17 protein-coding genes and 2 pseudogenes are annotated in these 20,820 nt (G+C 45.3%); 6 read left to right on the top strand and 13 right to left on the bottom strand.

The window, feature by feature from the left end; genetic code table 11:
• Positions 1-3 precede the first annotated feature (3 nt).
• The 10 genes and pseudogenes from C825_RS21985 to C825_RS21940 form a co-directional block, all read right to left on the bottom strand.
• Positions 4-366 carry an Hpt domain-containing protein gene (locus tag C825_RS21985; protein ID WP_007657596.1) on the bottom strand — a complete coding sequence of 121 codons (363 nt, stop codon included), beginning with the start codon at positions 364-366 and terminating at the stop codon, positions 4-6.
• A 300-nt stretch (positions 367-666) separates the two neighbouring features.
• Positions 667-1,707 (bottom strand): UDP-glucose 4-epimerase GalE, encoded by a 1,041-nt coding sequence (gene galE, locus C825_RS21980; protein WP_010800189.1) that lies wholly within the window; start codon positions 1,705-1,707, stop codon positions 667-669.
• A gap of 22 nt (positions 1,708-1,729) precedes the next feature.
• Positions 1,730-2,302, bottom strand: a complete 573-nt coding sequence (gene rsxA, locus C825_RS21975; protein WP_007657600.1) for an electron transport complex subunit RsxA — start codon at positions 2,300-2,302, stop codon at positions 1,730-1,732.
• A gap of 18 nt (positions 2,303-2,320) precedes the next feature.
• Entirely contained in the window at positions 2,321-2,905 is a 585-nt protein-coding gene (locus C825_RS21970; protein ID WP_028728844.1) for an RnfABCDGE type electron transport complex subunit E, read from the bottom strand.
• A pseudogene (locus C825_RS21965) lies at positions 2,898-3,532 on the bottom strand (RnfABCDGE type electron transport complex subunit G). Before C825_RS21965 ends, C825_RS21970 begins: the two are co-directional and overlap by 8 nt.
• Before the next feature lie 2 nt (positions 3,533-3,534).
• The gene (locus tag C825_RS21960) at positions 3,535-4,494 is read right to left on the bottom strand and encodes an RnfABCDGE type electron transport complex subunit D (RefSeq protein ID WP_010800186.1); all 960 of its coding nucleotides are present in this window, start codon (positions 4,492-4,494) and stop codon (positions 3,535-3,537) included.
• 12 nt (positions 4,495-4,506) lie between these two features.
• Positions 4,507-5,838 carry an electron transport complex subunit RsxC gene (rsxC, locus tag C825_RS21955; RefSeq protein ID WP_010800185.1) on the bottom strand — a complete coding sequence of 444 codons (1,332 nt, stop codon included), beginning with the start codon at positions 5,836-5,838 and terminating at the stop codon, positions 4,507-4,509.
• A 12-nt stretch (positions 5,839-5,850) separates the two neighbouring features.
• On the bottom strand, positions 5,851-6,816 hold the full coding sequence (locus C825_RS21950; protein WP_010800184.1) for a Fe-S cluster domain-containing protein: 966 nt from the start codon (positions 6,814-6,816) through the stop codon (positions 5,851-5,853).
• A 9-nt stretch (positions 6,817-6,825) separates the two neighbouring features.
• Positions 6,826-7,245, bottom strand: coding sequence for a SoxR reducing system RseC family protein (locus C825_RS21945; protein WP_007657607.1), 420 nt, complete (start codon positions 7,243-7,245; stop codon positions 6,826-6,828).
• A 101-nt stretch (positions 7,246-7,346) separates the two neighbouring features.
• The gene (locus tag C825_RS21940) at positions 7,347-8,885 is read right to left on the bottom strand and encodes a DUF3078 domain-containing protein (RefSeq protein WP_010800183.1); all 1,539 of its coding nucleotides are present in this window, start codon (positions 8,883-8,885) and stop codon (positions 7,347-7,349) included.
• 231 nt (positions 8,886-9,116) lie between these two features.
• On the opposite strand from C825_RS21940, the gene pyrG reads away from it, so the two are divergent.
• The 3 genes and pseudogenes from pyrG to C825_RS21925 all read left to right on the top strand — a co-directional run bounded on the left by pyrG (position 9,117) and on the right by C825_RS21925 (position 13,745).
• On the top strand, positions 9,117-10,721 hold the full coding sequence (pyrG, locus tag C825_RS21935; protein WP_007657611.1) for a CTP synthase: 1,605 nt from the start codon (positions 9,117-9,119) through the stop codon (positions 10,719-10,721).
• Positions 10,722-10,732: 11 nt separating this feature from the next.
• A pseudogene (yidC, locus tag C825_RS21930) lies at positions 10,733-12,630 on the top strand (membrane protein insertase YidC).
• 281 nt (positions 12,631-12,911) lie between these two features.
• Positions 12,912-13,745 (top strand): DUF6057 family protein, encoded by an 834-nt coding sequence (locus tag C825_RS21925; RefSeq protein ID WP_007657615.1) that lies wholly within the window; start codon positions 12,912-12,914, stop codon positions 13,743-13,745.
• Here C825_RS21925 and kdsB read toward each other — a convergent pair.
• Positions 13,726-14,484, bottom strand: coding sequence for a 3-deoxy-manno-octulosonate cytidylyltransferase (gene kdsB / locus C825_RS21920; RefSeq protein WP_010800182.1), 759 nt, complete (start codon positions 14,482-14,484; stop codon positions 13,726-13,728). The two genes, C825_RS21925 and kdsB, sit on opposite strands and share 20 nt — an antisense overlap.
• A 28-nt stretch (positions 14,485-14,512) precedes the next feature.
• Positions 14,513-16,774: a cation:proton antiporter domain-containing protein gene (locus tag C825_RS21915; RefSeq protein ID WP_010800181.1), complete on the bottom strand. Its 2,262-nt coding sequence runs from the start codon at positions 16,772-16,774 to the stop codon at positions 14,513-14,515.
• A gap of 70 nt (positions 16,775-16,844) precedes the next feature.
• Here C825_RS21915 and C825_RS21910 point away from each other — a divergent pair, with 70 nt between their 5' ends.
• Positions 16,845-17,501 carry an AlbA family DNA-binding domain-containing protein gene (locus C825_RS21910; protein ID WP_010800180.1) on the top strand — a complete coding sequence of 219 codons (657 nt, stop codon included), beginning with the start codon at positions 16,845-16,847 and terminating at the stop codon, positions 17,499-17,501.
• Here C825_RS21910 and C825_RS21905 read toward each other — a convergent pair.
• Entirely contained in the window at positions 17,496-18,881 is a 1,386-nt protein-coding gene (locus C825_RS21905; protein WP_044215169.1) for an NfeD family protein, read from the bottom strand. The two genes, C825_RS21910 and C825_RS21905, sit on opposite strands and share 6 nt — an antisense overlap.
• Positions 18,882-19,144: 263 nt before the next feature.
• Between C825_RS21905 and C825_RS21900 the strand changes: the two genes are divergently transcribed.
• Together C825_RS21900 and C825_RS21895 are read left to right on the top strand one after the other, a co-directional pair.
• Entirely contained in the window at positions 19,145-19,654 is a 510-nt protein-coding gene (locus tag C825_RS21900; RefSeq protein ID WP_007657623.1) for an RNA polymerase sigma factor, read from the top strand.
• Positions 19,655-19,791: 137 nt separating this feature from the next.
• On the top strand, positions 19,792-20,817 hold the full coding sequence (locus C825_RS21895; RefSeq protein WP_010800178.1) for a threonine aldolase family protein: 1,026 nt from the start codon (positions 19,792-19,794) through the stop codon (positions 20,815-20,817).
• Positions 20,818-20,820: the final 3 nt, after the last annotated feature.

The raw sequence follows: 20,820 nt of genomic DNA, 5'->3' as shown, positions 1-20,820 counted from the left end.
TTATTATCTTGCTTTGTGTTCGGTAATCAGGTCGCAGATTAGTTTGTATTGTACTTTCAACTGATCAAACAGGTCTTGTATACCTTCACTCTCTCCGGCTCTGAGTTTTTCCGTCATCGGGATCAATATGTCCGATATATTTGTCAGGTCAAGCGTTGCCGCCAGTCCTTTTAATGTATGGGCATGTCTGAAAGCCTGGGAAATATTATTCTCATTGAGGCTTCTTTCCATCAGGATGAAGTTTTCATCCATAGGGAATTTGGAGAGTATTCTTTCATAAAACTGTTCATTATCCATGAAACGGTTTAATGCACTGTCCAGGTTAACTCCGTACGCTTGTAACTTCTCTTTATATTCGCTTGTCATGTTTTTTATCGCCATTTATATAACAAATCATCTGTCTGTTACGAAAGGAATCCCCAAAAGTAGATAAAAAATATATATGGAGATGGAAAAAACGTTATAATTCAATAGGAATGTATGCTTTTTTCTGCTATTTGACGAATCCGATCCTCCGACGAGCCTGTTTTGATGTCTGATGTTGGTTTTGAAGCTCAGTTGACGTTTCATTGATAGGTTCCGGTTGCAATGTGGGGGATCAAGAAAAATGCCGGAAGAAATCTCAGGAGAATCTTCCGGCATGCTTATTTAAAAAAGACTTTTCTTTTATTGGATACCGCGTTCGCGCAGTTTTTCCTGCCATTTCCAGGCAGAAGCCAATGTATCGGACAATGTTTCTTTAGCAGTCCATCCCAATACCTTATTGGCACGTTCCGGATTAGCCCAAACTTTTTCGATATCACCTTCGCGACGACCTACGATTTTGTGAGGAACTTTTACACCGGTAGCTTTTTCGAATGTATTGATCAGTTCCAACACCGTTACACCGTTACCGGTTCCCAGGTTGAAATATTCAACATTTTCTTCAGTTTTACCACCCAGCATACGGTCCATAGCGATTACGTGTGCTTTTGCCAGGTCGACTACATTGATATAGTCGCGGATACAAGAGCCGTCAGGTGTATCATAGTCATCACCGAATACGCTCAGTTCCTTGCGGATACCGATTGCAGTCTGTGTCAGATACGGGATCAGGTTCTGGGGAACACCGTTAGGCAATTCGCCGATTTCTGCACTCGGGTGAGCACCGATCGGGTTGAAGTAACGCAGGATAATGCTCTTGAACGGAGCATTTGCGTGAATAGTATCGCGAATGATCTCTTCGTTGATCTGTTTGGTGTTGCCATAAGGAGAAGTAGCCGGTTTGATCGGGGCATCTTCTGTTACAGGCAGGTTTTCGGGATCAGGCTGTCCGTAAACGGTACAGGAAGAAGAGAATACAATACCTTCGATATTAAATTCCGGCATCAGTTCCAGTAGGTTTACCAGCGTAACAACATTGTTACGGTAGTACTTCAGCGGCTGCTGAACCGATTCGCCAACAGCTTTGCTTGCTGCGAAAAGGATGATACCGTTGATACCCGGATGAGCCCTCAATGCTTCGCGGGTTCCTTCTTTATCTTTTAAATCCAGTTTGATGAATTCAGGACGGATACCTGTGATCTTTTCAATGCCATCCAACACTTCGATATTGGAGTTTGACAGGTCGTCGATGATAACAACATCATAACCTGCATTCTGCAACTCAACTGTAGTGTGTGAGCCAATATATCCGGTTCCACCTGCTACTAAGATTTTCTTTTTCATGCTAGTCTCTATTTAGATTAAATTATACGATTCCGGAGAATCCCATAAACGCCATTGCCAGTAAACCGGCTGTTATCAGCGCAATAGGGGTACCTTTCATACCTTCGGGAACACGTGTCAAAGCCAACTGTTCTCTTATCCCTGCAAAGATAACTAAAGCTAGCGCAAATCCAATAGCTGTTGATATTGCATATACAACAGATTCCAATAAATTATATTCTTTTTGTATTACGAGGATGGCGACACCCAGAATACAACAGTTGGTGGTGATCAGCGGCAGGAACACGCCAAGTGCCTGGTAAAGAGCCGGAGAAACCTTTTTCAGGATGATCTCGACCATCTGAACCAGCGCGGCGATGATCAGGATAAAGCTGATGGTCTGCATAAAGCCCAATCCGAACTTATCCAGGATATATTTCTGCACCAGGAAAGTAACGATGGTTGCGATCGTCAACACGAATGTTACTGCTGCACCCATACCGGCTGCCGTTTCCACCTTCTTCGATACGCCCAGGAACGGACAGATACCCAGGAACTGCGCCAACACTACGTTGTTGACGAATACGGCTGCGATAAATATTAGTATATATTCCATATCTTTCGTTTTTTAATATCAGGCTTTACGCAATTTATTAACAATAGCAATCAGGTAACCCAGCGCGATAAAGGCACCCGGAGCCAATACAAAGATCAGCGAACCATATTGTTCGGGCATCAGGGTCAGGCCGAACAGTTTACCTGTTCCCAGCAGTTCGCGGGTAGCTCCGAGCAAGGTAAGTGCCAACGTAAAGCCGAGTCCCATACCTAATCCGTCGAATGCGGAAGGGATCACTCCGTTTTTAGCGGCAAATGCTTCCGCACGTCCCAACACGATACAGTTTACAACGATCAGCGGGATGAACAATCCCAGGCTGGCGTAAAGAGCCGGAACGAATGCTTCCATGCACATCTGCACGACGGTTACGAATGTTGCGATTACGACAATAAAGGCCGGAATACGTACCATGTCGGGGATCAGGTTCTTCAAGGCTGAAATAACCATATTGGAACAGATCAGAACGAACATGGTTGCCAGTCCCATACTCATACCGTTCAATGCTGAAGAAGTTGTTCCCAGAGTTGGACACATACCCAGCAACAAGACAAATGTCGGGTTCTCTTTGATGATACCGTTCATCAATACTTTCATATTACTCATTGTCGTTTCCTCCCTCGTTAGTGTTAGCGGTTGTTGCACCGGTTACTCCGTCAGTTCCGGCGAATGCGCTGTAAGCACGGTTCACCGCATCCAGAAATGCACGGCTGGTGATGGTTGCTGCTGTGATAGCATCCACGTTGCCACCGTCTTTAGTTACTTTTAATGGTCCGGCGGACAGGCTGCGTCCCAAAACGCTTTGTTTATTCTTGTCCGTACTGAACCATTCCTGCATTTTAGCTCCCAGACCGGGAGTTTCCGCATGCTGTAATACGGAATAGTTCAATAACTTGCCTTCCTTATCGAATCCGACGATCACTTTGATCTCTCCGCTGAATCCTTTTTTGTATTACTTTCGACAGCTGCACCTACGAACTCTCCGCCTTTGGTAGCCGGATAGATTTTCAGGGAATCGCCGTCGCCTGTAACTGCCATATAAGCGTCCTCTGACGGTTTGTTGTCGAATTCAGGTGTAACAGCTTTGATAGCAGCTTCCAGCGCAGCAGCTTTGGAGGCTGCAATCGGGCCGGTAGTGTACATATTTACTCCGGCTAATATCGCTCCCGCAACCAAACAGATGATGGTAAGCGACAAGAGCATATTGGGTAATGTTGATTTTAGTTTTGCCATGCTTATTTCCCTCCAAAATGTTTAGGTTTGATATAACTGTTGATCAGCGGGGTAAATGCATTCATAATAAGAATAGCAAACGACATACCTTCCGGATAAGAACCAAACAGACGGATAACGGTGGTCAGAATACCGATACCGACACCGTAAACCAGCATACCGTTCTTACTCATGGGCGAAGTCACATAGTCGGTTGCCATAAAGATGGCTCCCAGCATCAGACCTCCCGACAGCAGGTGAACGAACGGACTTGCGTATTGTACCGGATTAACCAGGTGCATAATACCTGTGAATACAAATACGGTCAGCAGGATAGAAACCGGAATCTGCCAGGTAATAATCTTTTTCCATAATATAAAGACGAGTCCCAGCAGCAATGCCAGTGCACTTACTTCACCAAGGCTGCCGCCCATTTTACCTAACAACATATCTACCAGGGTAGGCAACTTGTCGAGTGCCCCTTCGTTCATCAGTGATAAAACAGTTGCACCGGTGGTTGCGTCGGTGTAGGCTGTCAGCTGTCCGACTTCCGGCCACATCGTCATCTGTGCCGGGAAAGAGATCAGCAGGAATACACGTCCGACTAATGCCGGGTTAAAAATATTGTTACCCAGTCCGCCGAACGACATCTTACCGATACCGATTGCTGCCAGTGCACCGATCAGGATGATCCATACAGGCAGGTTCGACGGCAGGTTGAATGCCAGCAGTACACCGGTCAGGATAGCCGAACCGTCACATACGGTCGGTTCCTTTTTCATCAGGAACTTCTGGATCAGATATTCAAAGAGGACGCAGGCTATGACCGATGTTGCAGTAACGATCAGCGCACCCAGCCCGAAGTAGTAGAGGGATACCAGGAAAGCCGGAACAAGGGCAATCAGTACACCATACATATTTTTGCTTATGCTATCGCCGCCGTGGATATGGGGCGAAGGAGATACTATTAAATTATTTTCCATATTGCTCTGTTTTTATGACTTTCGTGCCCGTATGATACCCATTACCTTTCCTTTACCCGAACGGATATAATCCAGCAACGGACGGTTGGCCGGGCAGGTATAACTACAAGAACCGCACTCGATACAGTCGGTGATATAATTCTTCTCGGCCAAATCCCATTCTGCAAATTCTGTTGCATTCATCAGCAGGGTAGGGTTGAGGCCCATCGGACAAACGCTGACACATTTGGCACAGCGGATACAGTCGCGCATCGGTTTGCGGACAGACTCTTCTTTTGTCAGGAGCAATACGCCTGAACTACCTTTCGTTACCGGTACTTCCGGAGCAATCAGGGCTTTTCCCATCATCGGGCCGCCACCGATTATCTTTCCTGTATTTTCAGGAACACCACCGGCAGCTTCAATCAGTGCACTGATAGGCGTACCCATACGGACCAGGAAGTTGGAAGGATTGGTAACTGCTTTACCTGTCACGGTAACGACGCGTTCAAACAAAGGTTTGTTTTTCATTACCGCTTCATACACTGCAAAAGCAGTTCCTACATTTTGTACTACAGCTCCGGCGGAAATAGGCAGTGCACCGCTCTTCACCTGACGGCGAATCACAGCGTCGATTAATTGCTTTTCACCTCCTTGCGGATACTGTACTTTCAGCGGCATAATCTCGATACCTTTATAGGCTGTAGCCAGTTTACTCAGATGAGCGATGGCGTCAGGCTTGTTGTTTTCGATACCGATCACTGCTTTTGTTACATTTACAGCTTTCATCAACAGCGTAACGCCGACCAGAATCTGCTCTGCCTTCTCCATCATCAATGAATGGTCGGAAGTCAGATACGGCTCACATTCTACGGCATTGATAATGATGATCTCGGCTTTGCTTCCGGGAGGCGGCATCAGTTTGACCTGTGTGGGGAATGTCGCACCACCCAGACCCACGATACCGGCTGCGGCGATCTTGTCTACGATCTCTTTGGAAGGAAGCGGGCACTCTTTCACGAGCGTTTCGCTGCGGTCGATCGACTCTTCCCATTCGTCACCTTCCACATCAATATAGATAGCGGGACGTTTGTATCCGCTTGTGTCGAGAGCGTTATCTATCTTGTTTACTTTACCGGATACCGACGAGTGGATATTCGCCGATACAAAACCTCCGGCTTTGGCGAGAAGCGTACCTACTTTAACCGTATCACCCTTCTTTACCACAGCCTGGGCAGGAGCCCCGATATGCTGGCTTAGCGGTATAATAACCTGCTTGGGTATAGCCAGTCCGGTTATTTTCTTCCCGGCAGACAATTTATTTTCGGGTGGATGTATACCTCCGATTCGAAATGTCCTTAGCATACTATTAGATTTTTATTTTTGAGTTGTTTCTTCTTTTGTTATTGTTTCAGGCGCTGTTGCCGGTGTAACTTCGACTTTTGTCGGTGCTTCGGCTTTAAGGGCCGGTGCAGCTTTAGGCGTTACTGGCTTTACTTTGTCGGCGTCCACAGCAGGGGAGGCTTCTTTACGGGGCGGAAAGTTCAATTCGTGAATTGCTCCGGTCGGACATACTGCTACGCATTTACGGCACAGACGGCATTTGCGGTAGTCGATATAAGCCACGTTGTTTTCGAGCGTGATTGCTTCGAACGGACATTCTTTCACACATTTACCACAACCGATACAAGCGTTCGCACATGCTTTACGGGCAGCAGCTCCTTTGTCTTTGTTTACGCAGCTGACGAAGATACGGCGTGATTTCGGTCCCTTTTTGCGCAGTTCGATAATGTTTTTCGGACAAGCTTTGACGCAGGCTCCGCATGAAGTACATTTGTCCTCGTCCACTTCCGGCAGTCCGGTTGTCAGATTGACGTGGATGGCGTCGAAGGTACAGGCACTTTCGCAGTCGCCGTAACCCAGGCAACCGAACGTACAGTTCGTTTCGCCTCCGTACAAAGAGGATGCTATGGCACAGCTTTTTACGCCATCATACTGGTTGGTGCGCGGACGGGCCTGGCAGGTTCCGTTGCAACGGACAACTGCTACCATTGGTTCGGCTGTAGCAGCTTCCATACCGAGGATGGATGCGACCTTACCCATTGTTTCGGCGCCACCGACCGGACAAAGCAGTCCTTCCAGTGAATCGGCCTTTACACAGGCTGCTGCAAAACCACCGCAACCGGGGTAACCGCAACCTCCGCAGTTGGCTCCGGGCAATGCCTCCTGGACCTCTGCGATACGAGGATCTTCGTATACTTCAAACTTCTTGGAGGCGGCGTAGAGGAATACTGCGCCGATGGCTCCAATGGCTCCTAATGAAATAACGGCAATTAAAATCATGATATTTGATCAATTAAGTTTTTTCAAGGTAAATATAAATTTTCTTTTCAGTTTCTCGCGTAAAAAGTATAATATACTGTAGTAGGGAACTAGTAGTAATAGACCGGTTAACCCGCTGGTTGTTTCGTCCCATTGCAAACAGCTTCCTGCTACAATCGCCGCAACTACAACAATCAGAGGAAGCACAAAGGCCAGAAAAACCGCTTGCAGGCCGAGCGAACTCTGGCCACATAGGGTTACTTCTTCGTTCACATGGAATCTGCCGGGGTTATTGTCGTTCACTTCAATGATCTTTTCCTTCTTTTCAGATGCGCTGCACATGCTTTGTGCGTGGCAACCGGAGCAGGCCGATTGTTGAATGATTCTGACAAAGACCGCATTGCCATCGATCTTCTCTATTATTCCGTTGTGATTGATACTTTCACTCATGTTTGTAATCTCGACATTGCAAAATCAGGGGCAAAAGTAAGGATTATTTGGATATTATGTCACGATTAACAAAGTTTATTACAGAAATAATCGTGTTCAGCTTACCATTTGTAATTAAAGCCAAAGCTCAACAACTCGTTAATCTGTAAGTAGCTGTCGAAGTCTTCATGCTTGGAGATACCATCATCATAACGTAAGTTCAGCGAGATGATAGTCGAGAAGAATCGACTTATTGCCATATTCAGACGGTTTTCGAACTCACCTTGGATACGCTTATAATCTGTCATGTAATAGAAACGCGAATACCAGATGATATTCCGGCTGAACTGGAATGTCATAGTTGCGTTGACGGTAGAACCGAACAGGCTTTGTTTGTAAGGAAACTCTTCTTCTCCGTCTCTCTTCTGGAAATGCCGGCCCAGGTCGATGTCTTTATCTAATGTACGAACGTACGTATAAGATAACGGTGCAAGGTTGGCACTTAACGTTACTTTTTTGTGTTTGGACGACGCGAACGTTTTATCCAGGTCATATTTCATACCAAGACCGAAATTAATACTGAAAGGTGAGAGCAGTCCGGCCAGTTTAACGTTCTGGTTTTCGGCATAACTGCTGAAAAGCTGGGTTTTGAAGTCAAGATCCAGTGTGTAGTACCATTTGTTGAATGCCTTATAACCAAAGTTACTGTAGATACGGAACACGTCATCTCCGACTTTGTAATCGCGCAAAGTATCTTTGGGAGCGGTATACAGGTTGTTCTTTATTTCCAGTGAATTGTCGAACTTTATCTTTTCCTTATTATAATTATATGTAAACAGTTCGCGGTTGGTCAGGTTCAGCGTACTTACACCCCCTTTATGCCAGTTCGGAGAGATGTAATTCTGAGCAAACTGTAAAGAACTTTCGAAATGTGACGTCCAGTAACGTCTTTCGGGAATGAATTTTACCGGTGCATCCACGTCACTGAAGTCTGCTTCGCTTTCTACCTTGATCAGGTCCGGTTGGTAGGTCGGCTTTCTGATCACTTTGGCAACTACTTTGTCCTGAGGTAGATCCCTCATTGAATAACGGAAATATTCAGGATGGTTGGCTTCTATATTTCTTTGTGCTTTCTCGCGGAACTGCTGTCTGAACACCTCTTCTTTAAATATGGTGTCCTGAAGAAAAGGTTGCGGGATATCGATTTTATTTTTCCATGCATCTTCATCGTAGAAGGAAAGATCTTTCGGAAGGAGTTTCCCTTTGAATATGAGCGGTAAAAACAGCGGGTCTGCTATGACTGTATCCTGAAATGTCATATTCGCGTCGAAGATAGTGGAAGCATCGCGCACCAGACGTGCCCAGTACATGGCTTCGTCCGACAGTTCCACTTCGTCTTTTTTCAGGAAGCGAAGCAGATTTTCATTCGGTGTGACCGGTGCTGAATATGACTGGTTTTGTTTCTCGAATTGTGCCCGCAGGCTTATGATATTATCCAGGTCCAGATCTTCGATTTCAATCATTGGGATAGTATCAGCCGCATTACTCTGTACTGTATCTTTAAGATTGGTTCCGGTAATAGTTGTCACTTCCTGTGCATTTGCCAGGTTTGTCAATAATGAAAGTATAGAAAATAGAATGAAGTATCTCTTGATAACCATAATTCCTTTTTATTTACAATCTATAAGTATCTACGGTGCGAAATTAGATAAAAAGTATGAAATCTACTAATCTTTCACATCATATAACAATCTGAACTAATAGGGAAACCGGAATGCGGATGAATGTGCTTTGAAAAAATATCCGAGACACTTGCTGTCTGAATGAAAATGACTAACTTTGCAGTTTTGAAATGCGAGTGAGCAATTAAAGACAATTAAAATATTACTATCGTGGCAGATACAAAGTACATCTTCGTTACGGGCGGCGTAGTCTCTTCTTTAGGTAAGGGAATTATTGCTGCATCATTGGGTAAACTCCTTCAGGCGAGAGGTTACAAGGTTACTATCCAAAAGTTTGACCCCTACATTAATATCGATCCGGGTACATTGAACCCTTATGAGCACGGTGAATGTTATGTAACCGTAGACGGACATGAAGCGGACCTGGACCTGGGACATTATGAACGTTTCCTGAATGTTCCGACTACACGCTCGAACAATATTACGACAGGTCGTATTTATCAGAGTGTGATAAATAAGGAACGCAAGGGCGATTATCTGGGCAAGACTGTGCAGGTTGTTCCTCATATCACCGACGAGATCAAGAGAAATGTGAAGCTGCTGGGATCGAAGTACAAGTTTGACTTTGTGATCACGGAAATCGGTGGAACAGTAGGCGATATCGAATCGCTGCCTTTCATCGAAAGCGTTCGCCAGCTGAAATGGGAACTGGGTAAGAACTGTATGTGCGTACATCTTACTTATGTACCTTATATCGCAGCTGCGAAAGAATTTAAAACGAAACCTACACAGCATTCTGTAAAACAGTTGCAGGAACTGGGTATCCAGCCGGATGTACTGGTCTTGAGAACTGAACATTTGCTGAGTAATGATATTACCCGCAAGGTTGCTTTGTTCTGTAACGTAGACGCCGACGCTGTAGTGCAGTCGGTCGACGTTCCTACTATTTATGAAGTTCCGCTGGTATTGCAGCGTCAGAACATGGATGTAACTATCCTGAAAAAGATGGGATTGGAAGTAGGGCCGACTCCGGAAATGAAACCCTGGAAAGAGTTCCTGAAGAAAAAGACGGATGCTACCGAAACAGTTAAGATCGGTCTGGTTGGTAAATATGTGGAATTACAGGATGCTTATAAGTCAATCGACGAATCATTGTTGCAGGCTGCTATCTACAACGACCGCAAACTGGATCTTCATTTGTTCCATTCGGAAAAACTGACTGAAGCCAATGCGGCTGAACAGTTGAAGGACATGGATGGTATCCTGATTGCTCCGGGATTCGGACAGCGCGGTATCGAAGGAAAGTTCGCTGCCTTGAAATATGCCCGCGAAAACGATGTGCCTTGCCTGGGTATCTGCCTGGGTATGCAATGTATGGTGATTGAATTTGCCCGCGACGTTTTGGGTATGACGGATGCCAATTCGACCGAGATGGAGCCGAATACGCCGTTTAAGGTGATCGACCTGATGGAAGAACAGAAGAACATTACCAATATGGGAGGTTCTATGCGTCTGGGAGCTTACGACTGTATCCTGAAGAAAGGTTCCAAAGCCTATGAGGCTTATGGAAAAGAACATATCCAGGAACGTCACCGTCACCGTTTCGAATTCAACAGCCAGTATCGCGAACAGTTTGAAGAAGCCGGCATGAAATGTGCAGGCGAGAATCCGGAAACCGGTCTGGTGGAAGTGGTAGAAATTCCTGCGTTGAAATGGTTCGTTGGTGTTCAGTTCCATCCGGAATACAACAGTACGGTAGTTAATCCGAACCCACTTTTCGTGAGCTTTGTGAAAGCCGCTATTGATAATAAATAACAACGTTATAGATGGATAAAAACACATTAATTGGTTTTCTGCTTATTGGTATTGTTTTATTTGCATTCAGCTGGTTTAACAAACCGACGCCTGAGCAGTTGGAAGCCCAGCGCCGTTATCAGGACTCGATCGCTCAGATCGAACTGGCTAAACAGGCGGAGTTGCAACGCGAAGACAGCAAAAGCACTGCCGATAATTCTTTTGATAGCTTGCCGGATTCTGCGAGAGATGCCCGGCTGAAGAGCAGTTTCGGTGTATTCGCTGAAGCAATGACAGGTACAGATGATGTAACTGTTTTGGAAAATGATCTGATCGAACTGCATATCAGTAATAAGGGAGGACGTATTTCATATGCCCGCCTGAAGGATTATACAACATATGATGATAAGCCGGTCATCCTGTTTGAAGGAAAAGAGGCTTCGCTTGACTTTACCCTGGTAACAGCAACCAACCGCGTATTGAACACAGCCGACCTGTATTTCACTCCGGTGAAAACACAGGACCCGAACCGGTTGGTGATGCGACTGAATACAGGTGAAGGCAGTTCACTGGACTTTATCTATACAGTCAAGCCGGACGATTATATGGTTCAGTTCGATATTAAGGGAACGGGCCTGAACGGTGTCCTGGCTCCGAGTACGACTGCTTTGGATATGGTATGGCGTCAGAAAATCCGCCAGCAGGAACAGGGTATCAAATATGAAAACAGATATACTGCCTTGTATTATAAATTCCTGTCCGATGATGTGGAGCAGCTGAGCGAAAGCAAGAGCGAAGACAAGAAGGTGTCGGGCCGTCTGAAATGGATTGCTTATAAAGATAAATTCTTCTCGACGGTGATGATTGCCGATGAAGGTTTTGAAAGCGCTACTTTCGATTCAAAGATGGTTGAGGCAGACGGTATCGTTAAAGAGTTTAAGACTACAACAGCCGTTCCTTTCGACCTGAGAGGCAATGAGGCAACGACTTTCCGTTATTTCTTCGGACCGAACAGCTATCCGTTGCTGAAATCGTATGACAAAGGGGTTGCTTCGGACCAGCAGTTGGATCTGGAACGTTTGGTTCCGCTGGGTGCCAGTGTCTTCCGTTGGGTGAACCAGTATTTCGTCATTCCGATGTTTGACTTCCTGGGTAAATATATCAAGAGTTACGGTCTGATCATCCTGTTGATGACGATTATCGTGAAACTGATTTTATTCCCGTTGACATATAAATCATATATGTCGTCAGCGAAGATGCGTGTGCTTCGTCCGCAGGTGGAAGAGCTTAATGCCAAATATCCGGGACAGGATAAAGCGGTGGAACGCCAGCGTGCAACTATGGAATTGTATAGCCGAGCCGGGCAAGCCCGATGGCAGGTTGTATCCCGATGCTGTTGCAGATGCCGATTTTGATCGCCTTGTTCATGTTCTTCCCGTCGGCAATCGAACTGCGTCACCAGAGTTTCCTTTGGGCGCACGATTTGTCAACATACGATGCTATTTTCAGTTGGAACAAATACATTCCTATTATCACTCCGTATTTTGGTAACCACATCAGTTTGTTCTGTCTGCTGATGACAATCACCAACGTTATCTATACCAAGTATAATATGGAAATGACCAATACCGGACAGCAACAGATGCCGGGTATGAAGGCGATGATGTATATGATGCCGCTGATGTTCCTGGTATTCTTCAACCAGTATGCATCGGGTCTGACTTACTATTACTTCATTTCTACGCTGATCACGATTGTTCAGACATTGGTGTTCCGTTATACGATTAATGAAGATAAGCTGCTGGCTAAGCTGGAAGCCAACAAGAAGAAGCCTCAGAAGAAATCAGGTTTCATGAAACGTCTGGAAGAAGCGCAGCGTATGCAGCAGGAGCAGTTGAAGAAACAACAGGATCAGAAAAAGAAAAGATAACAGCTTTTTCTGCAAGATAAATAAAAGAGAGGCGTGCCGGTCCGGAAAAGACTCAGGCACGCCTTTTTTTGTGTCCGGATTATGCAATAAGTTGTATATTTTGTACAATCGCTTGAATTTGAAGAAATGTGGTGTGCGTTGTATTAAAATATTTATATATTTGCACTATTGATATATAAGTCAACTATTGATGATTATGCTTACGTTGACGACTTATCCGGTCGGAATAGCAAGTACCGGCTTTACGTTTTGAGTTTAATAGGTATAAAAATAGTTCACTGATGGATAAGAAAGAAAAGCTTTTGCAAAAGAGGGTAGCTGGACTCTTTGCATTGCTATGCGTTATCTTTTTCCAGTTTTTTGATTCGGATCATTTGTTCCTGAAGGAAGAGGTGGTAAGTGTTGCGAGTTTGCCGGAAGTGTTGGTCGGCTATTGGGGGAAACCTGCATGGCTGGCTTGTTCAATGGCGAAAGTACTTACGTCTTTGTTTGTTCCTGTCGGTGGCGGGGCTGTTTTGATTACGGCCGTGTTGATGCTGGAATGGTGGGCTTCTTTATTTATTCTGCGGAAATTCAATGTAGGGGATATGGCTCCTTTGTATGCTCTGTTTCCGGTTGTTATGGAGTGGGGAACCTATTGTAGTCCTTATTATCATTTGAATTCTATTCTTTCTTTGGTTATTGTTTTGTATATATTTTGTGGTTATATACAGATAAAGGTAAAATGGCTCTCTTGGGTGACGGGGTTTATTTTGTTGTTTGCGGTTTATTGTATGGTGGGGAGCCGGTTGTTTATTTTTGTAATCCTTGTGCTGTTGTACGAGGCGGAAATAGGAGAGAAGCATTGGGTGTATTGGGCTTTGCTGTTGATAACGGGTACTGTGCTGCCTGAATTCCTGAAAGAACTGTACTCACTTTCAGAAGAACAGGCATATCAATATCCACAGGCATGGCTTCCGGCATTTTTCCCGGCTATCATGCTGGCTTGTGTGTTGGTGGCTACGCAGTTTAAGAAAGTCCGGTATATGCAGATCAGTGTATGGTCTGTATCTGTCACTTCCGGACTTTTACTGGTATTGCTGGCGCTTACTGCGTTCAGCCATGCTGTTGGCTGAGAAAAGCAAGTGCTTTCTCCATGTCTTCAGGCGTGTCGATACCGATTGTCTCCTGCTGGGTGATGCCGACTTTTATCTTGTAGCCGTTTTCGAGCCATCTGAGTTGTTCCAGGCTTTCGGCAAGCTCCAGTGGTGATTGGGGCAGGTGGGTGATTTCTTTCAGCGTATCGGCCCGGTAAGCATACAAACCGATATGTTTGTAATACGTATGGTTGGGTAACCATTCCTGGTAATTTTTGCCGCGCATATAAGGAATGATGGAACGGCTGAAATACATTGCTTCGTTATTCTTGTTGAGAACTACTTTCGGTGAGTTTGCATTGAATAATGTCGTTTCGAAGTCATCGTCCGGACGGAATGGTTTTACCAGTGTGGCAATCTGCGTGCCGACATCAGTAAAACATGCTTTTAACGTCTCGATCTGTTCCGGATGGATGAAAGGTTCGTCTCCCTGGATATTGACAACGACATCGTATCCTTGTCCAACTTTAGTGTAGGCTTCGTAAACACGGTCGGTGCCACTCCGGTGCTGGTCGGAAGTCATAACGACATTTCCGCCGAATGCTTTCACGGCAGCTTCGATACGGCTATCGTCGGTGGCTACACAAACGGTATCCAGTACATCCTTCACTTGTTCATACACACGCTGTATCATGGGCCTGCCGGCCATGTCGGCCAAAGGTTTCCCCGGGAAGCGGGTGGAGGCATATCTTGCCGGTATTATTCCTATAAACTTCATACTCCGGTTGTTTTTATTCGTTAGTTAATTATTTTACTGTTTTACCCTCACTGAGACGAAGCACTTTCTCATGTTCGCCGACGATCCATACAATATCTCCCTGCTCGAATACGGTTGTTGGAGGCGGGTTTTTGATTGAACGGGCATCTCGTTCGATACCGATCACCAGGCAGCCGGAGTTATCGCGTATTCCGGATTCAAGGATAGTCCGGCCGATAAGTCCGGAGCCTTCACTGATAAAGAATTGTTCCATATTCACCTCTTTAGTCTCCTGGAGGTTATTCAGCGATTCTTTATAACGCTCCTCTATGTATTGACGGAAATGGGCCAGGTCGTCATCCGCACCGACTACGACCAGCTTATCAAACGGATAAAGCCGTTCGTTTCCTCCCGGTATGTTGATACGCTTGCTTCCCCGGATAATAGTAACGATGTTCACATTACATTTCTGCCTGAAATTAAGTTCTTTGAGTGTCTTGCCCATACTGGGGGAGTTTTGCTTCACTTCAAAATCAGCCAGGTGAAGGTCGCGTTCCAGCAGATGGCTGGCGAACCGTTGGTTGATGGGAGCGTTTCGTTCGTTCTCCAGTTCACGTGCCGTCAGGTTTGTGAAGAAATGGCGTTCCATCAGGATCGACTGCTTCTTCAACCGCTTAGAGAAGATAACCAGGGCTATGACGGTGGCTGCGATGGCGAGCCCTATTCCGACAGCAGTGTTCAGCAGGCGTGCGATCGGCAGCATGACGAGCCCTATACATAATATAATACGGAGCACAATCAGGGAAACCAACGGACCACGGTTATATTTGCTGTCGTGCCACAATTGTTGGTATTCTACGGAATGGTTCTTTTTCATCATGATGGCACGCAGCATCGGTGAGATTAGGAGAAGGATCAGAACCAGGGAAATGATTTGTCCTTGCAGTCCCGGTAGCTGATTGATCATGAACGGAGCGACGAATTGCAACCAGATAAAGATCAGTACCAGCGTGACAGCCGTATAGGTGCCGACGATACGCACCAATGCTTTCAGCAGTTTGTCCCAGGCACTTTTCTGCCGGATCGTGTTGGAGCCAGAAGAATAACGTTCCAGAAAACTCATCCAGCTTGCCGGGATGACTCGTTCAGCTATTTTATAAGCCGGTTCGGCCATACGTATCATATAGGGCGTAAAAAAGGTTGTTATGACAGATACGGCCACAACGATCGGGTAAAGGAAATTATCCGTTACTTTGAGCGTCAGTCCCAAAGAGGCGATGATAAAGGCGAACTCACCGATTTGTGCCAGCGAGAAACCGGACTGGATGGCGACTTTGACAGTCTGTCCCGATAATAGTACGCCGAAGGTGGCAAAAAGTATCTGTCCGACCATGACGACAAGTGTCAGTATCAGGATCGGTATTTTGTATTCCCAAAGTAATACCGGGTCGATCAGCATGCCGACAGAAACGAAGAAAATGGCTCCGAACAAGTCTTTTACCGGTTTTACGATATGTTCTATATGTTCCGCATCGATTGTCTCAGCAAGGATAGACCCCATCACGAAAGCGCCAAGTGCAGAAGAAAATCCGGCTTTAGTCGCGATCATGACCATCCCCAGGCATAGGCCGATACTGACGATCAGCAGGGTTTCGTCATTGAGGAAAGTCCGTGCTCTTTTCAGGAAAGAAGGAATAAGGTAAATACCTACTACAAAACAGAAGAGCAGGAATACCCCCAGTTTGATCACGCTGTCGAGCAACTCCATCCCTTCGACATGTTTACTGACGGCAAGTGTGGAAAGCAAAACCATCAGCAGGACAGCAAATAAGTCTTCCACCACTAATATCCCGAACACCACTCCGGCAAACCGTTGGTTGCGCAGCCCCATATCGTCGAAAGCCTTGAATATGATTGTCGTGGACGACATGGAAAGCATTCCGCCCAGGAAAAGACTATTCATGTGCCCCCAGCCGAGCGACAATCCGGTGATATAGCCGAACGTCATCATCCCGATAACGACGGTGACTGCTCCGATAACGGCGGTGCCTCCGACTTTCATCAGTTTCTTAAAACTGAAGTCCAGTCCCAGGGCAAAAAGCAGGAATACGACACCGATGTCGGCCCAGATACGGATACTTTCTACGTCTGTAACGGTAGGGATTTCTTTAATGGCTGGTCCTGCCAGAATTCCGGCAACAATATAGCCAAGTACGACCGGTTGCTTTAATTTCTTGAAAAGCAAAGTAACAAGCCCCGCAGAAATCAGTATTACTGCCAGGTCTGAAATTAATGAAGGGATCTGTGACATGCTTTCACTCTTTTTCGGTTGGCAAAGTTAGACATTTATTTTAATTTTGCAGGTCAAATAATGAGCCAAAATGAAGAAGAAACATCCGATAGAAGCATTGATTGAACAGGGCGAGCATCAACAACTCGATTTTAAGTTCGAAGTGAGCGACAGTAAGAAGATTGCCCGCACCTTGTCTGCTTTTGCCAATACCGATGGCGGTCGGTTGCTGATTGGGGTGAAAGACAATGGGAATATCTCCGGTGTCCACAGTGAGGAAGAATATTATATGATTGAGGCTGCATCTAAAATGTACACTCAGCCGGAAGTCCCTTTCGAGGCTACCCGCTGGGAAATAAACGGGAAAACCGTTTTGGAAATCTATATAGCGCCCAGTGCGGACAAACCTCACCTGGCGCCTGATAAAGAGGATAAGTATAAAGCCTATATCCGTGTAGCCGACGAGAATATCCTGGCAAATGAGATTTTGGTTCTTTCGTGGGAGAAGAAGCGCCGGAAAGACGGAACACTGGTGAAGATCAGTAAGCCGGTAGAGCGGCTGTTCTCTTACCTGGAGCAATATCCTTATATCAATGCGGGTCAGCTTTGTCGTATTGGCCATGTAAATTATTACACGGCCAAAAATATTCTGAGCGATTTGCTGGCGATCGATGCCCTGCAATATGTGGTCGTTGATAAACGTATTTTTTATCAACGGGTGCCCGGCAACGATAAGCTGGCGTTATAGATCGGAGGTTTCCACATATACCTGTGCATTCTCAAAACGGACCACTTTCACTTTTGTCCCTTTTTCAATGAAGCCGGAATCCGATACACCATCGTAGAGTTCGTTGTCGATCATTACTTTACCCGAAGGACGGAGCACGGTGAAAGCTGTTCCTTCCTTCCCGATCAGCGGAGTCAATGAAGGGGAGGAGTGGGCGTCTTCAAGGTCTTTGTGGAGCGCTACTTTCCGGAACATACCTTTTGTCCCGATTTTGTTGGATAACCAGATCATCAGCACGAAGCCCAGCCCCAATCCGATCAGGACGGTCAATGCCGCTTCTCCGATTTCTTTGGAAGAAACTGCTTCGAAGTTGAAATCCGTATTATTCAGCAGGCTGAGTGTCAATCCGGCAACCAGAAAGATGATGCCGCTGATGCCCGCTATACCGAATCCCGGGATGATAAATATCTCCGCTGCAATTAACAGTAGTCCGATGATAAAGACCAGTATTTCCCAGTTCTGTGCCAGTCCGTCCATATATAAAGGAGCGAAATAAAGAATCGCGGCGACGATGGCGGCTGCCGACGGGAAGCCGAGTCCCGGCGTCTGCATTTCGAAATAGATACCTCCTATAATAATAATGATAAGAAGCGATTGCAACATCGGATTCATCAGGAAACCTTTCAGGTCGTCATACCAGGACGGTTCGTATGTCTTCAGTTCATAATCGTTGTATCCCAGATACTTTGTGATCACTTCACCGGGTGTTTCCGCAATGCCGTCGCAATAGCCCCATTCCAGTGCCTCGTCGGCAGTGAAGGTAAGCACTTTGCCCGAGTCGATCAGATTCGGAACAATGACACGTTCGTCCACCATGGCTTCGGCTATCAGCGGATCCCTTTTCCATCTGTATGTAGTATCCGTCCCCTGGATGATCGTATCTTTTCCGTGTGCTTCGGCTGTCGATCGAATCATCGAACGCATGTATGATTGATATTTATCAGGCAAAGCGGCTCCGGTTTGGTTAACGACAGTCGCGGCACCGATGTTGGCGCCTTTCCTCATAAAGATTTTTTTACACGCAATCGATATCAGCGCTCCGGCCGAAGCGGCATTATTATCGATAAAAACGTAGACGGGAACAGGGTTGTACAAGATTGCGGTACGCATTGAATCCGCTGCTTCGAGCAATCCTCCATAGGTGTTCATATGAAGAAGAACGGCATCGGCCTCCAATGATTTCGCTTCTTCCAATCCGTTACGAAGGTATAAGCGGGTAGTATTATCAATCTCTTTCTTTATGTCGATTTGATAGACTAGTTTTTGTTCTTTAGCTGTTGATTTAAAGGTTGTTATCGCTATAAATAACAGTAATAATAAGAATCCTGAATTTTTCATCATTTTATCTAATTAGCTATACTTTTTATACTTAATTGAAAATTGTAACATACAACTTGTAAATTTTGAAATTCTTCAAGTTGTAAACTTGTAAAAGCTGTTCATTTTCAGCTGAATTTGTTATAAATATATTAAGTTACGATTTTTAATATTAATATTCCTCAAAGCGTCATCCAGTATCAATAATATTTCCTACATTTGTATTGTCTCTCAATAGTGAGGGGCTATACTTAACCGGTATTAACCTTTTATAAATAGTAAGTAATATGAATGCGTTGCAATTTCAGAAAAAATTATTGAGCATGCAAGAAAACATGATGAATTTTGCATTGATGCTCACCGCAAATCGGGATGACGCCCAGGATTTGATGCAAGACACAACGCTGAAGGTTTTAGACAATCAGGAAAAGTTTGTTGACAATATTAATTTTAAAGGCTGGGTCTTGACCGTAATGCGTAATATCTTTATAAACAATTATCATAAGATTGTTCGTACGCAAACCGTTGTTGATCAGGGTGTTGATTTGTATAATTTGGACGTCGTGAATGATTCGGGATTTGATTCTCCGGACGGAGCTTATCAGATTCAGGAAATCACAAAAGCCATTAATGGATTGAATGATGAATTGAAAGTTCCTTTTTCCATGTTTTTAAGTGGCTATAAATATAATGAGATCGCTGACAAATTGAATGTACCACTGGGAACGGTAAAGAGCCGTATCTTCTTTGCCCGCCAGGAGTTGCAGAAAGTTTTGAAGGATTTTCGCCTGAGTTAGTGGTTAATATTCTAATAAACAAGTTAATAAAAAGAAGAGGCTTCCGGTTGGAGGCCTCTTCTTTTTTAATATATAGATGATAAAAATGACATATTAATGAATAAATCCGTACTTTTGCCGCAAAATACTAAAACACAATGAGAAGTTTTGCAAGCGATAACAATTCGGGCGTCCATCCATTCGTAATGGAGGCTGTGATAAAAGCAAATGAGGATCACGCAATCGGATATGGCGACGACCCCTGGACAAGTGCCGCAGTGGCAAAGATTAAAAGCATATTTGGTGAAGAAGCCTCTCCGTTCTTTGTTTTTAACGGTACCGGTGCTAATTCGGTGGCTTTACAAGCTGTGACGCGTCCTTTCAACAGTATTTTGTGTGCTGAGACGGCACATATTAATGTAGACGAATGCGGAGCTCCGGCCCGGATGACCGGCTGTGCGGTTGTTACTATTCCGACAACCGACGGCAAACTTACTCCCGAATTGATAAAACCGCGTTTGCATAACTTCGGCGTTTGCCATCATTCCCAACCGAAAGCTGTTTATATCTCCCAGGTTTCTGAACTGGGAACGGTCTATACGGTAGAAGAAGTAAAAGCCATTGCCGATTTGTTGCATGCTTACAATATGTATCTGCACATGGACGGTGCCCGTCTGGCAAATGCCTGTGCATATCTGAATTGTTCCATGAAACAGGTAACGGTAGATGCCGGTGTGGATATCCTGAGTTTTGGGGGGACCAAAAACGGAATGATGATGGGGGAGGCTGTCGTTTCCTTCCGTCCTGAGATCACGGAGAATTTGCAGTATTACCGGAAACAATCGGCTCAGTTGGCCTCCAAGTTGCGTTATCTGTCTGCACAGTTTATTCCTTATCTTGAAAACAACCTTTGGCTTGAAAATGCGATGAAAGCCAATATCAGTGCAGCTAAACTGGCTGAGGCACTCAAACAATATCCCCAGATACAGTTTACCCAGAAGGTTGAAACCAATCAGATATTCTTCACCATCCCGGCAGAACCGCTGAAGAAATTGCAGGACCGTTATTTCTTCTATATGTGGAACGAAGAAAATAACGAGGCCCGCCTGGTTACTTCGTGGGATACGACCGGTGAAGATATTGCACAGTTCGAACAGGATTTGAAAGAAATAATGGGAGAATAATTT

Source organism: Parabacteroides sp. ASF519, from assembly GCF_000364265.2.
In the GTDB taxonomy this organism is placed as follows: Bacteria; Bacteroidota; Bacteroidia; order Bacteroidales; family Tannerellaceae; genus Parabacteroides; species Parabacteroides goldsteinii.
The sequence above is the reverse complement of the archived record's forward strand: the minus strand, read 5'-3'. Positions and strand labels throughout refer to the sequence as shown.

Coding starts and splice junctions, on each gene's coding strand:
- galE (WP_010800189.1), bottom strand. CDS start 1,707: ATGAAAAAGAAAATCTTAGTAGCAGGTGGAACCGGATATATTGGCTCA.
- C825_RS21910 (WP_010800180.1), top strand. CDS start 16,845: ATGAAGAAGAAACATCCGATAGAAGCATTGATTGAACAGGGCGAGCAT.
- C825_RS21950 (WP_010800184.1), bottom strand. CDS start 6,816: ATGATTTTAATTGCCGTTATTTCATTAGGAGCCATTGGAGCCATCGGC.
- C825_RS21985 (WP_007657596.1), bottom strand. CDS start 366: ATGACAAGCGAATATAAAGAGAAGTTACAAGCGTACGGAGTTAACCTG.
- C825_RS21905 (WP_044215169.1), bottom strand. CDS start 18,881: ATGATGAAAAATTCAGGATTCTTATTATTACTGTTATTTATAGCGATA.
- C825_RS21925 (WP_007657615.1), top strand. CDS start 12,912: ATGGATAAGAAAGAAAAGCTTTTGCAAAAGAGGGTAGCTGGACTCTTT.
- C825_RS21970 (WP_028728844.1), bottom strand. CDS start 2,905: ATGAGTAATATGAAAGTATTGATGAACGGTATCATCAAAGAGAACCCG.
- C825_RS21940 (WP_010800183.1), bottom strand. CDS start 8,885: ATGGTTATCAAGAGATACTTCATTCTATTTTCTATACTTTCATTATTG.
- C825_RS21895 (WP_010800178.1), top strand. CDS start 19,792: ATGAGAAGTTTTGCAAGCGATAACAATTCGGGCGTCCATCCATTCGTA.
- C825_RS21915 (WP_010800181.1), bottom strand. CDS start 16,774: ATGTCACAGATCCCTTCATTAATTTCAGACCTGGCAGTAATACTGATT.
- C825_RS21945 (WP_007657607.1), bottom strand. CDS start 7,245: ATGAGTGAAAGTATCAATCACAACGGAATAATAGAGAAGATCGATGGC.
- C825_RS21900 (WP_007657623.1), top strand. CDS start 19,145: ATGAATGCGTTGCAATTTCAGAAAAAATTATTGAGCATGCAAGAAAAC.
- rsxC (WP_010800185.1), bottom strand. CDS start 5,838: ATGCTAAGGACATTTCGAATCGGAGGTATACATCCACCCGAAAATAAA.
- kdsB (WP_010800182.1), bottom strand. CDS start 14,484: ATGAAGTTTATAGGAATAATACCGGCAAGATATGCCTCCACCCGCTTC.
- rsxA (WP_007657600.1), bottom strand. CDS start 2,302: ATGGAATATATACTAATATTTATCGCAGCCGTATTCGTCAACAACGTA.
- C825_RS21960 (WP_010800186.1), bottom strand. CDS start 4,494: ATGGAAAATAATTTAATAGTATCTCCTTCGCCCCATATCCACGGCGGC.